This is a genomic window from Pseudomonas sp. MTM4, assembly GCF_019355055.1.
In the GTDB taxonomy this organism is placed as follows: domain Bacteria; phylum Pseudomonadota; class Gammaproteobacteria; order Pseudomonadales; family Pseudomonadaceae; genus Stutzerimonas.
In genome coordinates this window covers 3621594-3635053 of record NZ_CP048411.1, presented here as the reverse complement: position 1 = coordinate 3635053, position 13460 = coordinate 3621594, and the positions used below count along the sequence as shown (strand labels likewise).

The window sequence follows — 13460 nt, the reverse complement described above, 5'->3', positions numbered from 1 at the left end:
AGCCTCAAGCGCTTGTATCGGCTTATTGGCTTCGAGGCTCGTCGAACTGCAGCACCCCTTCCTCGAAGATATTCAACCGCTCGCGCAATTGCGTCGGTGGCAACGGATCGGGTACTTCGATGATTGAAGCTCCGTCGGGATTGGCCGTCGCGGCCCCCGACAATTGCGATTCAACAGAAGCGTCAACCGCATCCGCGTCCGACTGTTCCCCTTCAATGTTGCGCTGGGCCTTCTTGGTCAGCACCAGAATGTCGATGCGACGATTGACCGGATTCAGCGGATCATCCCGATCGAACAGGGCCGATGAGGCATAACCCACAACGCGGGCAATCTGATCCTCCGGATAGCCTCCGGCGACCAGCGTGCGCCGAGCCGCGTTGGCGCGCCCTGCCGATAGCTCCCAGTTACCGAAATCACCTCGTCCCGAGTATGGCTTGGCATCGGTGTGCCCGCTGATGCTGATCTTGTTCGGCACGGCGCGAATGGTGTCGGCCATCGCCAGCAGAATGTCCTCGAAGTAGGGCTGCAGCTGCGCGCTACCCAAGGCGAACATCGGGCGGTTCTCGGCATCCATGATCTGAATGCGCAGCCCGTCCTGAGTGATCTCGAACAAGATCTGATCCTTGAAGCGGGTCAGGTCGGGATTTTCGTCGATCTTGTTCTGCAACTCCTGCAACAGTAGTTCCAGCCGCTCGCGCTCCAGCTGCTCGGCAAAGGTTTGCGCCTGATCGGCGTCGAGCGCTGCTTCGGTCTGTTGCACGGCCGGGTCGACCACATCGTTGAGCGTACGGTCCGGCGCTGGCGTCGGCGTACCGCCCAGATCTATCACGTGCGGGCTGGCACTTTCCGTGAAGCCGATCGGGTCCTGGAAGTAGCCCGAAATGGCGCGTTTCTGTTCCGGCGTTGCCGAGGACATCAGCCACATCACCAGAAAGAACGCCATCATGGCCGTGGCAAAGTCGGCGAAGGCGATCTTCCAGGCACCGCCATGGTGCCCGGCCGCGGATTTCTTGACCCGTTTGACGATAATCGGTTGGGTATTGTCCATGATCGCGCTTAGCTACCACGCATGGCTTGTTCGAGCTCGGAGAAGCTCGGGCGATGCGCCGGTAGCAGTACCTTGCGGCCAAACTCCACGGCGAGCGTTGGCGGCATGCCCGACGCCGACGCCACCAGCGTGGCTTTGATGCTTTCGTAGAGATTGAGCTCTTCTTTGGCGTCGTGCTCGAGCGCACCGGCCAGCGGACCGAAGAAGCCGTAGGAGGCGAGAATACCGAGGAATGTACCCACCAGCGCCGTGGCGACCTTTTCTCCGATCTCGGCGTTCGAGGCGGACGCCAGAATCGACATGGTGATCACGATCCCCAGAACGGCGGCCACGATCCCCATCGCGGGCAAGCCGTCGGCGACCTTGGCCACGGCGTGCGAGGGATGTTCGAGTTCTTCCTTGAGGCTATTCAATTCCATGTCGAACAGCCCTTCCAGCTCGTGCGGAGCCATATTGCCGGACGACATGATGCGCAAGTAATCGCAGACGAACGCCGTCATGCGTTCATCCTTGAGGATCGCAGGATATTTACTGAAGATCGGGCTGGCCTTGGGGTCTTCGAGGTCCGCCTCGATCGCCATCATCCCCTCGCGGCGGCTCTTGTTGAGGATTTCATAGAGCATCCCCAGCACTTCCAGATAGTACTTGTGAGTAAACCGGGTGCTGAACATCTGCAGTGATTTCTTGAACACCACTTTGGTGGTGCTGCCGGGGTTGGCCTGCAAGAAGCCACCGAGCGCCGCTCCCCCGATGATCATGACCTCGAATGGGTGGATAAGCGCGCCGAGCTTGCCGCCGGACAGCATGAAACCGCCGAGCACGCTGCCGATTACTACGAGGATGCCAATAATCTTTGCCATAGGAGGTACGTCTAAAACCTGATCACAAGGCACCTGAAACAAGCCACGCGACATCGCGCGCTCCGGGGTCACAGGCGGGGCGTATGAAAGAATTGTTCTGGTTATCGGAGCTTTTGCGCCAGACTAAAGGCCAACCCGATGAAATGCCAGTTCGGTAGCGCCATGACCACACCCCCTCTCCCACGCACGCTCCCCGCCTGGATCAAGGCGCTGGACGCCGTTGTGCTGCCTGCGTTCGCCGACCCGCATGCACGAGTTCAGCGGGCAATGCGCGACAGCAGCAAGTCCATGCGCCAGATCGCCGAGCTGATTCAGGAAAGTCCGATCCTGGCGCTCAACGTGATTCGCGAAGCCAACCGCAGCGCGGCATCGGCCGGCAAGCCGGCAGAGAGTCTCGAAGTCGCGCTCAGCCGCATCGGCTTGAAACGAGCCGAAGCATTGATCGCAGGGATTCCGGCAGCCCGACCCAGCGAAATCCCTGCGCCGTTGCGGCAGATGGTGCTGATCAGTCGACACGCCAGCCAACAGGCCAATGGACTGTTCGCAGCCCGCCTCGCGCGGCTCTGGCAGGAAATTCACTGGAGCAGCCTGCTGTTCCTCGCCCCCGTGTGGACTCTGGTCGCGGCGCATCCGGAACTGCTCGAGGCCTGGGAACAACGCGTGCTGGTCAGACGCGAGCCGGCGCCCCAGGTCGAACAGGCCTTGCTGGGCATCCCGTTATTGGATCTTTGCGTGGCGGTCTCCGAGCATTGGGGGCTGCCCGGATGGATCGCCCAAGGTTATCGGCTGCTCAGCCAAAATCGACGAATGCTGATCAAGGCGCTGCACGTCGCCCGCGATAACGAACATCCGTTGCATCAGCAACAGATGCTCGATGCCGATCCGGAGCTGCGTCGCTGGCTTACCCTGCCGAGCAATACCATCGTGCTGGCCAACGGCCTGGCGCTTTCTGCGCACCATAGTTGGAGCGGCATTCACAGCCTGCGCTGGCAGCGGCTCGCCGGGCTGTATCTGCAGGTCCCGCTGACCGAACTGCAGCAAATGGTGCACCAGCAGGCCGCAGCCAGTGCGCAGACGATCGGGAAGACCGACCTTTGGCATCCGGCTCAGGCCCTGCTGTGGCCATGGGAAACGGTGTTTCAGGTCGAAAAGGTCGCCAGGCTGCCCAATACCGAAGCGCTGACGCAATGGCGCACGCATTGCCGTGAACTGCTCAGCGAGCCCTGTCCATACGACAATGTCATCCAGCTCACCGCCACTGCGTGCAAAGCGCTGACCTGTGCCGGCATGCAGCGGGTGCTGCTGATGATCGTCGACCGCAGGCAGCAGCGCCTGGTCAGCCAGCAAGCCAGCGGCCTGCCGCGCGAGGCCTCCCGACTTACTCTCGAGCCGGATCAGAGCCAGGTGTTGCGCAGGCTGCTGGAAAAGCCCGCCCTGCTGCGACTCACGCCCGACAACGTGGCGCAATTCTCCGCCTTGCTACCGGGCGCGCTGAAGGCGCTGTTTCCCAGCGAGCATGTCCTGTTGCGCTCCGTGGGTCAGGAGGGTCGGGTGGTCATGCTGGTGGTGGCTGATCAGGGCAACACTGCGTTCAGCGAAACGGGTGTGCAGGCGTTCACTAAGACCGTCCAGTGCATCGAGCGCGCCCTGGCAACGTTCAGCAAACGCGGCCGCTGACATTTTTCGCTAGACTGGCTCCTTTCTGACAGCCCGAGACTTACCGTGTCTGCCTTTTCAAACCTGCCTCTGGTAATCGAACCGGTCGATCTGGCCGAACGTTTGAATGCCCCCGAGCTGATCCTGGTCGACCTGACCAGTGCGAGCCGCTACGCCGACGGCCATATACCTGGCGCGCGATTCGTCGATCCCAAGCGGACCCAGCTCGGCCTGCCGCCAGCACCGGGAAAGTTGCCCGGCAAGGACCAGCTGGAATCGCTGTTCGGCGCGCTGGGGCATCGCGCCGATGCGGTTTATGTCATCTATGACGATGAAGGCGGCGGTTGGGCCGGGCGTTTCATCTGGCTGCTGGACGTCATCGGCCATCGCCACTACCACTACCTGAACGGCGGCCTGCACGCCTGGCTGGCCGAACAACGTCCGCTGTCGCAAGAGGTTCCTGACGCCGTGGGCGACTCAGTCGCACTCCAGCTCGATGAAAGCCCGAGCGCGACCCGCGAATACATCGAAAGCCGGCTCGGCGCTGCGGACCTGGTCGTCTGGGACGCGCGTTCGCCCGAAGAGTACCGCGGCGAAAAGGTGCTGGCGGCACGCGGCGGTCATATTCCCGGTGCGATCAACTTCGAATGGACCGCGGCGATGGACCCGTCCCGCGCCATGCGCATTCGCGAAGACATCGCCGAGCGGCTGGTCGCGCTCGGCATCACCGCGGACAAGGAAATCGTCACCCACTGCCAGACGCATCACCGCTCCGGTTTCACTTACCTTCTGGCCAAGGCCCTGGGCTATCCAAAGGTGAAGGGATACCCCGGTTCCTGGGGCGAATGGGGCAACCTGCCCGACACCCCGATTCAGCAATGAAAAGGTCATCCATGAAAGATCGCTTGTTCGTATTCAGTCAGTACCTGCTCCCGCACCACCTGATCTCGCGCCTCGCCGGCTGCCTCGCCGAATGCCGCCTGCCATGGGTGAAGAACACCTTCATCAAATGGTTCGTGCGGCATTTTCAGGTGGACATGCGCGAGGCGCAGATCGAAGACCCGATGGCCTACGAGCATTTCAACGCGTTTTTCACCCGCGCCTTGAAAGACGGCGCCCGCCCGCTGGATCTGACGCCAGGTGCGATCCTCAACCCCTGCGATGGTGCCATCAGCCAGTTGGGCCGGATCGAGCAGGGCCGGATCTTCCAGGCCAAGGGCCACAGCTACAGCGTGATGGAGCTGCTCGGTGGCGACCATGAGCGCGCGGCGCCCTTCATGGGCGGTGACTTCGCCACCGTGTACCTGTCGCCCAAGGATTACCATCGTGTACACATGCCGCTGTCCGGCACCCTGCGCGAAATGGTCTACGTACCGGGCCGCATCTTCTCGGTGAACACCGTGACCGCCGAAGGCGTACCGGAGCTGTTCGCGCGCAACGAGCGCGTGGTTTGCCTGTTCGATACCGACCGCGGGCCGATGGCCATGGTGCTGGTCGGCGCGATGATCGTCGCCAGTATCGAGACCGTATGGGCCGGGCTGGTAACGCCGCCCAAACGCACCCTCAAGACCACCCGTTACGACGAAACGGCACGCGCGCCGATTCATCTGGAAAAAGGCGCGGAGATGGGCCGCTTCAAACTGGGCTCCACGGTGATTCTGCTGTTCGGTCCGGATCAGGTCAGCTGGGCCGAGCAGCTTACGGCACTGACGCCGGTATGTATGGGCGAAGGCCTGGGACAGGCCAAGCCGATACCCCCGGCCGTTACTCCAGTGGACGATTTCACACAGCCTTAAAGCCAAACCAATGGTCGGTTGCGGCTAGCCAACGTCTCTGTGTTCGTTATGATGTCAGCCGAAGATTGCGTTTTGACATCACAGGTAGCAAATCCTGCCGTCATTGCCGAACCTAGGCAGTACGTCGGATTTGCCACGGAGTTCACCGTTTGGATAACCAGAGTCAGCCATCGCTATTGCGCGTCCCGACGCCGGATTGCCAGGGGCTGTCTTTCTGCGAACCCAGCATACGCGGCGTCCGGCGCTGGCTTTCCGGCCTGCCCAAGGCAAACCTGGGCGAAACCGCGCGACAGCTGTACCAGGCCATCCAGGAACTCAACCGACTCCGCACCACCGCCCAGGGCCGGCTGCAACTGCTCGAACTGTTGCGACCGGAAATCCATATGGTCTGCAAGGCCCTGGAGCGCTACTTCGTCAATCAGCCGATCGTCCTCAGCGAACAGCCGCGTAAGGTCGCCAGCCTGTGCCAGGCGCTGCAGAACCACCTTGCCACCGGTTACAAGCTGATCTCCGTCGAGCTGTCGTCCCAGCCAGGACGCGAATCCCAGCAACTGCTCACTATTGCCCTGCAGCGCGCGGTCCGCAGCCTCTGCGCGATGCTGGTTCGCTCGACGCAGCTGTACAGCCCGACACCCGATGGGCTATGGCTCGAACTTCACCAGCTGTACGCCATCGCTGGCGAGCGTGGCGTGCACCGCACCCTCGTGCGCGACGACCTCGGCTATCGCGTCAAAGGCCTGAGCATCGAACAGAGCTACATCGTCGCCCTCATGGTCGGCAGCGCCCGCTGCAACCAGATGCGCCAGCAGAACATCGCGCAATTGGCTGAGGTGCTAGAGCCCTGGAGCGCACTGATTCGTCTGCAGTCCGGGCAAAGTCCGTCCAGCCTGTTCTGCCTGTCGTCACGCGTCGATCACCCGCCGCGCTATCGATCGCTGTTTGCAGCCGAGGAGCGGCTCCACCTGCTCGGCATCGACCCGCATGGCCTGGTCAATGCCATCCAGCTACACCTGCAATCACCATCACAGCCCCACGAAAACAGCGCGCTTGCAATGCCTGAGGGTTTGAGCCCCGATTTCCTGCAACATCTATGCGCCGCCTGGGGGGATATTTCCGAGCGCAGCTTCCAACGTACCCCAGCGCAGGGCCAGATGAAACTGTGCATCGGTATGAGTGCATTGCATTACCACCTGGCGGGGCAACGGTCGTTCGCCGATCTGTTGAAACGGCCGGAAGCTGCTCAATCCGCCAAGTACAAACTGAACAATGCGGCGCCTGATGTCTGGGCCGTCGCTTTCGACGCGCAGGCGATCAACGAGGACGGCATTCTGCCGAGCGACCACATCGAGTTCGTCCGCCCCGTCCTGGCAAACACCGCTGCGCCTACGACCGCCGAGGACAAACCTGAAAAGCCGCCGGCAGATGCGTCGTACCCGACTTTCGAGGTGCAGCTGGTCGACCACAGCCCCGGGGGCTACTGCCTATCCTGGCCGGGCGAGGTGCCGGCGCAACTCCAGGCAGGCGAACTGCTCGGCCTGCAGGATTCGACCAGCCCGGCCTGGAGCGTCGCAGTAGTGCGCTGGATCCGCCAAGTCCGCGGGCACGGACCACAGATGGGCGTTGAGCTCATCGCGCCGCATGCCCAGCCTTGCGGCCTGCGTCTGCTGCGCAAGACCGAGCAGGGCAGCGAGTATCTGCGCACCTTGCTGCTACCGGAAATCAGCGTGATCTCCCGCCCGGCAGCTCTGATCGTGCCGCGCCTGCCATTTCAGGAAGGGCAGAAGGTACAGATCAACCAAAATGGCGACGAGGAGCGCGCGCTGCTCTGCCGCCGCCAAACGGGCACCAGCAGTTACAACCAGTTCGAATTCCAGCGAGTAGGCCTGGGGAGCACTCCCCAGGAGAAGCCGATCACAGCCAAGACAACCCAGGCAGCGCCACGGGGTGAAGATTTTGACTCACTCTGGAACACGCTGTAGATTGCGGCTCATCGTTATTTAGCCCCCCACGCCCCGTCTACGGCGCGTTCCAAAGCTGCTGCCATGGCCCCGCAAAAGAAAACCATCCGCCTGCTGATCCTCGAGGACTCGCAGAATGAAGCCGAGCGACTAGTCAGCCTGTTTCGTAACGCGGGCCAGGCGACACGCGTGCACCGTCTCACATCGAGTGAGGACCTTGCCGATGCGCTGCAGCAGACCTGGGATCTACTGATCAACGCGCCCACCAGCGCTAATCTCGACCCCGCTGAAGCCATAGGCGCCATCCGCAAGCAAGCCAAGGACATCCCGATCATCCAGCTGATCGACGGTAACGATGCCGACGCGATCACCGAAGCCCTCACGCTGGGTGCGCAAGGCGCGCTGCCTCAGGGTGAAGACGAGTGGCTGATCCTGATCTCCAAACGTGAACTGGCAAACCTCGAAGAACGCCGCGCACGCCGCTCCGCGGAGCTGGCACTGCGTGAAGCCGAGAAGCGCTGCCAGCTGTTGCTCGACAGCTCGGTGGACGCCATCGCTTACGTCCACGACGGCATGCACATTTACGCCAACCGGGCCTACCTCGACCTGTTCGGCTACGAGGACGTGGACGAACTCGAAGGCATGCCGATGATCGATCTGATCGCTTCCTGTGATCAGGGAGAATTCAAAGGCTTCCTGAAGAACTACCAAAGCCTGCAAGGCAGCGCCGAACTGGTGTGTGGCGGCATTCGCGCCGATGGCGGCAACTTCAAGGCGCGCATGCATTTTTCACCGGCCAGCTATGACGGCGAACCCTGCATACAGGTGGTCATCCGCGCGGAAAGCGACAATGCCGAGCTGGAAAAACTGCGCGAAATCAGCAGCCAGGATCTGGTGACGGGACTATACAACCGCAACCATTTCCTCGGAACGCTGGACGCCGCCATCGAACGCGCGGTAAACGCCGGGCAGCGTTCGAGCCTTGCCTACATCCGCGTCGACCGCTTCGCCAGTCTGCAAGCCGAAATCGGCTTGGGCGACTCGGACCGTCTGCTGGCCGAGCTGGCCCAGCTGCTGCGTGAGCAATTCAAAGAGACGGCCGAGCTGGCTCGCTTCGGTGACGACGCATTCGCGGTGCTGGCACCTGAGACTACGCCGCAGCAACTCGAGCAACCATTGACCAAATTGCTGCGCAAGGTCGAGGGCCATCTCTTCGAAATCGGCGGTCGCACCGTGCAGACCAGCCTCAGCATCGGTGCCGCCGCGCTCGATGAACAGACAGCCAAGGCCCGCGACGTGATCGACCGTGCCCACCGCTGTGCCGAAGAACTCACCGATGGCAATGCGCTGAGCATCTACAATCCGGCCGACGAACTGGCCGCCGCTGCCAGCCGCGGCAATGTCCTGGCGATGCTGCAGCAGGCGCTGGAAAAGAACAGCTTCCGTCTGCTATTCCAGCCGATCATCAGCTTGCGTGGCGATAGTCACGAGCATTACGAAGTCCTGCTGCGCCTGCTCGACCCGCAAGGGGTGGAAGTGCCGCCGGCGGAATTCCTCGGCGCCGCGAAAGAAGCAGGCCTGGCTCCCCGGATCGACCGCTGGGTATTGCTCAACTCGATCAAGCTGCTCGCCGAGCATCGCAGCAAAGGCCACAGCACACGGCTGTTCGTCCACCTATCGAGCGCCAGCTTGCAGGATCCGTCATTGCTCAGCTGGCTAGGGGTTGCGCTCAAGGCATCGCGCCTGCCAACTGACTCGCTGGTGTTCCAGCTCGACGAAAACGACGCTGTCGCCTATCTGAAGCAGGCAAAGGCGCTCAACCAGGGACTGACCGGACTGGGCTGTCGCATCGCTCTGAATCAGTTCGGCTGCGTGCTGAACCCGTTCAACACGCTCAAGCACCTCGATGCCGAGTTCGTGAAGATCGACGGCTCCTACACCCAGGACCTGAGCCGCCAGGAAAACCAGGAAGCACTCAAGCAGCTACTGGCCGACCTTCACGAACAGAACAAACAGACCATCGTCCCCTTCGTCGACAGCGCCACCGTGCTGGCTACGCTGTGGCAAGCCGGTGTCGGCTACATTCAGGGGCAGTATCTGCAAGGCCCGAGCCAGTCGATGGACTACGATTTCTCTTCAGACGACGAATAGCTGAAAGCTGGTCAGCTTGCGGCCTGTCAGTAGTCAGTCAAGCCGCCCTTATCCTGTCGCAAAAAGCGCTGCACGCCCCAACTACCTATCCTGGCTTCCAGCTGCCTTTACTCCGTCCCTTCCCGATCCCTGAACCCCAGCAGGTAAAGTATCCCGTCCAGCCCCAGGGTAGAAATCGCCTGTTTGGCCGACTGCTTGACCAAGGGTTTTGCCCGGAACGCCACACCCAGCCCGGCCAGCCCGAGCATGGGCAGATCGTTGGCGCCGTCGCCGACGGCGATGGTCTGTTCCAGGCGCAAGCCTTCCCGCTTGGCCAGTTCACGAAGCAGATCGGCCTTGCGCTGAGCATCGACGATGGGCTCCTGGGCGATGCCCGTGAGTTTGCCGTCGACGATCTCGAGTTCGTTGGCGTACACGTAATCGATGCCGAGCCTAGTTTGCAGCTGGCGCGCGAAATAGGTGAAGCCGCCGGACAGGATCGCGGTCTTGTAGCCCAGCCGCTTCAGCTCGGCAAACAGCAGTTCGGCGCCCTCGGTAAGCCGCAGACTGGCACCGACTTCGGCCAGCGCGCGCTCCTCCAAGCCTTCGAGCAACGCTAGGCGCTCCTTGAAACTGGCGCGGAAGTCCAGTTCGCCACGCATCGCACGCTCGGTGATTTCCGCCACTTGATCGCCGACGCCGGCCACCTTGGCCAGCTCGTCGATCACTTCCGCCTCGATCAGCGTCGAGTCCATGTCGAATACCGCCAGCCGGCGATTGCGCCGGAACACCGAGTCACGCTGAAAGGCGATATCGACGTTCAGCTCCTGCGCCACGCTAAGAAACTCCGCACGCAGCGCTGCCGTATCGGCGGGCTCGCCGCGCACCGAGAACTCGATGCAGCCCTTGCCCAACTCCTCTGGCATATCCAGAGGCTGGCGTCCGGAGAGACGGTCGATGTGATCGATGTTGAGGCCATACTTGGCGGTGATAGAGCTGACTCGCTGCAATTGTTCAGCGGTGACCTTGCGGGTCAGCAGCGTGACGATGTGCCGCGGCTTGCCCTGGCCGGCGACCCACTGCTGGTAGTCCTCTTCGGCAACCGGGGTGAAACGCACCTGCTGATCATGCTTGTAGCCCATGAACAGCACGTCCTTGAGCACCGAGGAAGCGCCTTCGGTATCCGGAATCTCGACCAGGATGCCGAACGACAAGGTGTCGTGAATCACGGCCTGACCGATATCGAGGATATTCACGCCCCCCTGGGCGAGCACGCCGGTAATGGCCGCGGTCAGCCCGGGGCGATCTTCCCCGGTGATGTTGATCAGGACGATTTCGCGCAAGGCGCAACTCCTATGGCAAAGAAGGCGGGCATTCTACAACAGCCGGCCCACCGCGGCGCGCCACGACCGCTCGCTGGACTGCTGCCTCTACGCGTCGACAACGGTATTCTGCAATTCGTCTGCTTTGCCCGGGAGACCTTCAGCCGCCAGTGCGCTTTCCGTATACTGCGCGGCACTTTCCTCAAGAGTAGAGCCGCGCTCTGTGAACCGGCCCGCATCCGTCAAACCCGACAATTTCTTTTTGCTGATCTATCGTGCATTACGCCAGCGGCGCGTTCCGCTGGTGCTGCGGGTAGCCAGTCACACGCTGCTGCTGGTCGCCCTGGCGCTGATCATGTATGCCTGGGTCATGGGCATGCAGTTCAAGCACGCCATGGAGCAGCATACCGATGCGCTGGGTCAGAGCCTGATCACCCAGACAGCCGCCTCGGCGACCGATCTGCTGGTGGCCAATGACATTCTCAGCCTCAACGTGCTGCTGAGTAACCTGGTGAAGAACCCGCTGGTGGCACACGCGGCGGTTTACAGCGTCGACAACCGCATATTGGCGGAATCGGGCACGCGCCCGCCGCGAAACCTGCTGGGCGATGAGGAAGGCCTCTACTCCACCCCCATCAGCTTCCAGGAAGTGATTGCCGGACATCTGCGCATCAGCCTCGACATGCGCCAGCTTCAGCAGCCGATGACCATCAGCCTGCAGAGCATGGGCCTGCTCAGCCTGATCCTGCTGGCGCTGACCCTGATGCTCAGCATGCGCTTGGGCCGACAACTCTCGCTGCCTCTGATGCAATTGCGCCTATGGTTGCGCGACCCGGACGACCCGGCTCCCGGCGCGGGCCGGCAAGATGAGATCGGCGACCTGGCGAGGCAACTGCAGGCCCGCCTGGTACCGGAGGAGCCCGAGCCGGAGATCGAGCTGGACGACAGCATGCAGGATATCTACTCGGCGCATATCGACCTGCCGGTGCTGACCACTGATGCAGACCACGAGCATCTCGAGGACGATCGTCTCGAAGATGAGGATGACTACCCGCGCGCTGACGACTATCCGGCAGACGCGCCCCTCGAAGCCGATGACTTCGATCCCTTCCATGACGACCCGCCACTGGAAGAAACCAAGCCAGAACCGGTATCTACGCCGACTCGCGCACCTGCAACAGCCCCCGCAGCGCCAGTCGCGGCGACCAAAAGCGGCGTGCTGGCGATTCAGCTCGGCGCTCAGGAGCAGCTTCGCCGCCTGCCGCGCGCACGGCTTACCGAATTGCTGCAGCGCTACCGGGACTGCCTGCAGCAAGCCGCGACCCTCTATCAGGCCGAGCTGCATACGCTCAACGATGGGAGCAGCCTGATGCTGTTCCATAGCCAGGACGATGAGCAGAATTACCTGACCCATGCGCTATGCTGCGGTGAGCTGATGCGTGCGCTCGGACATGCGCTGCAGATCGAAGTCGCCGATAGCGGCATCACCCTGCAATTGCAGCTGGGCCTGACCCAGGGCGAAGGACTCTACGACCTCAGCCAGGGCGACTTGCTGCTCAGCGAGCCGGCACAAGCAGCGCTGGCCATGTCGCAGCACAGCCGTAACCTGCTGCTGGTCGAGCGCGGTATCGGTGAAGATAGCTTGATCCGCCAACGCGCACGCATCCGCCCAATTGCCAGCCCGGAAGGCGCCTGCTGCGTCGAGCGTCTGCTCGAGCCCTACCCCTCCCTGCTCGAGCGCCAGCTCGCGCGCATGCACGAGTTGCGCAATCGCGGTAGCTGACGCGAAATCAAGAGATTTGTAGGGTGACCCGCCAAGCGTGCCCTACAGGCAGGACCCACTCAACGACCTGAACCGCGCAGGGCCGAATTCATTCGGCCACCGCCCCACCATCGGCCCACGAACAGCTGACCGGACGCTGGATGGATTAGCCGAAGGCGTATTCCGTCATTGGAAACCTAAACGTCGTCCTCGGACCTCAGAAGCGAAACACTTCCAGATCGGTCCTGATCGGCTCGGCCGCGGGAATTGCCGGTGGAGAAGGCTCTGCCTTCCTCGGCGCTTTGATTTCGCGCTTTGCGCGCGTTTGGGCGATGACGACTGGCTCGATAGCGTTCGCCATCATTTCGCTCAGTCGCTGCAATAGCAGGCTTTGTGCACGTACTTGGTCGGTCGTGCTGCCCTGATGCTCTTCCTGTAACCGCACCAGACGGCTGGATTGCCGCTTGCCCTGCTTGTCCAGCAGACGCCACTGAGCCTCCAGCACGGCAGAATGCTCTGGGCCGGAATCCAGCCGCGTGATGTCCACTTCAACCCGCACGTCCGGCGTGAAGCCCTTGCTTCCCGGGCTCAGCTCCAGACGCTGGGTCTTCAGCTGCCAGGCCAGCTGGCGCAACAGAAGCTGATCGATATCGCCCTGCAGGCTACCGGCCCAACGCGCCTGCTGCCCTTCGGTCGCCAGACTACCGTCGGGCAAACGCTGCAACAGCACATCGCGCTGCAGGTAATCTGCCAACACAACCGGACCTAGCATCACCGCAGCGCCGTCGTCCTTTGTCGGCAGTTCGACGACTCCGTTATCCAGGCGGTACATGGGTACAGGTTGAGTGACGCAGCCAGTGAGGCTGGCACAGGCCAGCAGCAATACAGTTATGAAACGCCGCACGTTCGTCTCTTTCCTTGCACCGGG

General features: G+C 62.1%; 10 protein-coding genes. 6 read left to right on the top strand and 4 right to left on the bottom strand.

Going from position 1 to position 13460, the window contains the following annotated elements; genetic code table 11:
- Positions 1-22 precede the first annotated feature (22 nt).
- The gene (motB, locus tag GYM54_RS16655) at positions 23-1048 is read right to left on the bottom strand and encodes a flagellar motor protein MotB (protein ID WP_181099757.1); all 1026 of its coding nucleotides are present in this window, start codon (positions 1046-1048) and stop codon (positions 23-25) included.
- Positions 1049-1056: 8 nt separating this feature from the next.
- Entirely contained in the window at positions 1057-1908 is an 852-nt protein-coding gene (motA, locus tag GYM54_RS16650) for a flagellar motor stator protein MotA (protein ID WP_131650034.1), read from the bottom strand.
- A 162-nt stretch (positions 1909-2070) separates the two neighbouring features.
- Between motA and GYM54_RS16645 the strand changes: the two genes are divergently transcribed.
- The 5 genes from GYM54_RS16645 to GYM54_RS16625 all read left to right on the top strand — a co-directional run bounded on the left by GYM54_RS16645 (position 2071) and on the right by GYM54_RS16625 (position 9469).
- Entirely contained in the window at positions 2071-3585 is a 1515-nt protein-coding gene (locus GYM54_RS16645) for an HDOD domain-containing protein (RefSeq protein WP_181099755.1), read from the top strand.
- 45 nt (positions 3586-3630) lie between these two features.
- Positions 3631-4446, top strand: coding sequence for a rhodanese-like domain-containing protein (locus GYM54_RS16640; RefSeq protein WP_181099752.1), 816 nt, complete (start codon positions 3631-3633; stop codon positions 4444-4446).
- Between the two features lie 11 nt (positions 4447-4457).
- Positions 4458-5360, top strand: coding sequence for an archaetidylserine decarboxylase (gene asd / locus GYM54_RS16635; protein WP_181099750.1), 903 nt, complete (start codon positions 4458-4460; stop codon positions 5358-5360).
- Between the two features lie 149 nt (positions 5361-5509).
- A complete protein-coding gene (locus tag GYM54_RS16630; protein ID WP_181099748.1) occupies positions 5510-7339 on the top strand; it encodes a molecular chaperone in 1830 nt (609 codons plus the stop codon).
- Between the two features lie 63 nt (positions 7340-7402).
- Complete coding sequence (locus tag GYM54_RS16625; RefSeq protein ID WP_181099746.1) at positions 7403-9469, top strand: EAL domain-containing protein; 2067 nt, start codon at positions 7403-7405, stop codon at positions 9467-9469.
- A gap of 107 nt (positions 9470-9576) precedes the next feature.
- On the opposite strand, the gene serB is transcribed toward GYM54_RS16625, so the two are convergent.
- Positions 9577-10791, bottom strand: a complete 1215-nt coding sequence (gene serB / locus GYM54_RS16620; protein WP_181099744.1) for a phosphoserine phosphatase SerB — start codon at positions 10789-10791, stop codon at positions 9577-9579.
- Positions 10792-10993: 202 nt separating this feature from the next.
- Between serB and GYM54_RS16615 the strand changes: the two genes are divergently transcribed.
- A complete protein-coding gene (locus tag GYM54_RS16615) occupies positions 10994-12553 on the top strand; it encodes an AhpA/YtjB family protein (protein WP_181099743.1) in 1560 nt (519 codons plus the stop codon).
- Between the two features lie 196 nt (positions 12554-12749).
- On the opposite strand, the gene GYM54_RS16610 is transcribed toward GYM54_RS16615, so the two are convergent.
- Complete coding sequence (locus GYM54_RS16610) at positions 12750-13436, bottom strand: membrane integrity-associated transporter subunit PqiC (RefSeq protein ID WP_231752155.1); 687 nt, start codon at positions 13434-13436, stop codon at positions 12750-12752.
- Between the last annotated feature and the right edge of the window lie 24 nt (positions 13437-13460).

Excerpts from the sequence above, each read along its gene's own strand:
- motB (WP_181099757.1), bottom strand. The coding sequence starts at position 1,048 with ATGGACAATACCCAACCGATTATCGTCAAACGGGTCAAGAAATCCGCG.
- motA (WP_131650034.1), bottom strand. The coding sequence starts at position 1,908 with ATGGCAAAGATTATTGGCATCCTCGTAGTAATCGGCAGCGTGCTCGGC.
- GYM54_RS16645 (WP_181099755.1), top strand. The coding sequence starts at position 2,071 with ATGACCACACCCCCTCTCCCACGCACGCTCCCCGCCTGGATCAAGGCG.
- asd (WP_181099750.1), top strand. The coding sequence starts at position 4,458 with ATGAAAGATCGCTTGTTCGTATTCAGTCAGTACCTGCTCCCGCACCAC.
- GYM54_RS16625 (WP_181099746.1), top strand. The coding sequence starts at position 7,403 with ATGGCCCCGCAAAAGAAAACCATCCGCCTGCTGATCCTCGAGGACTCG.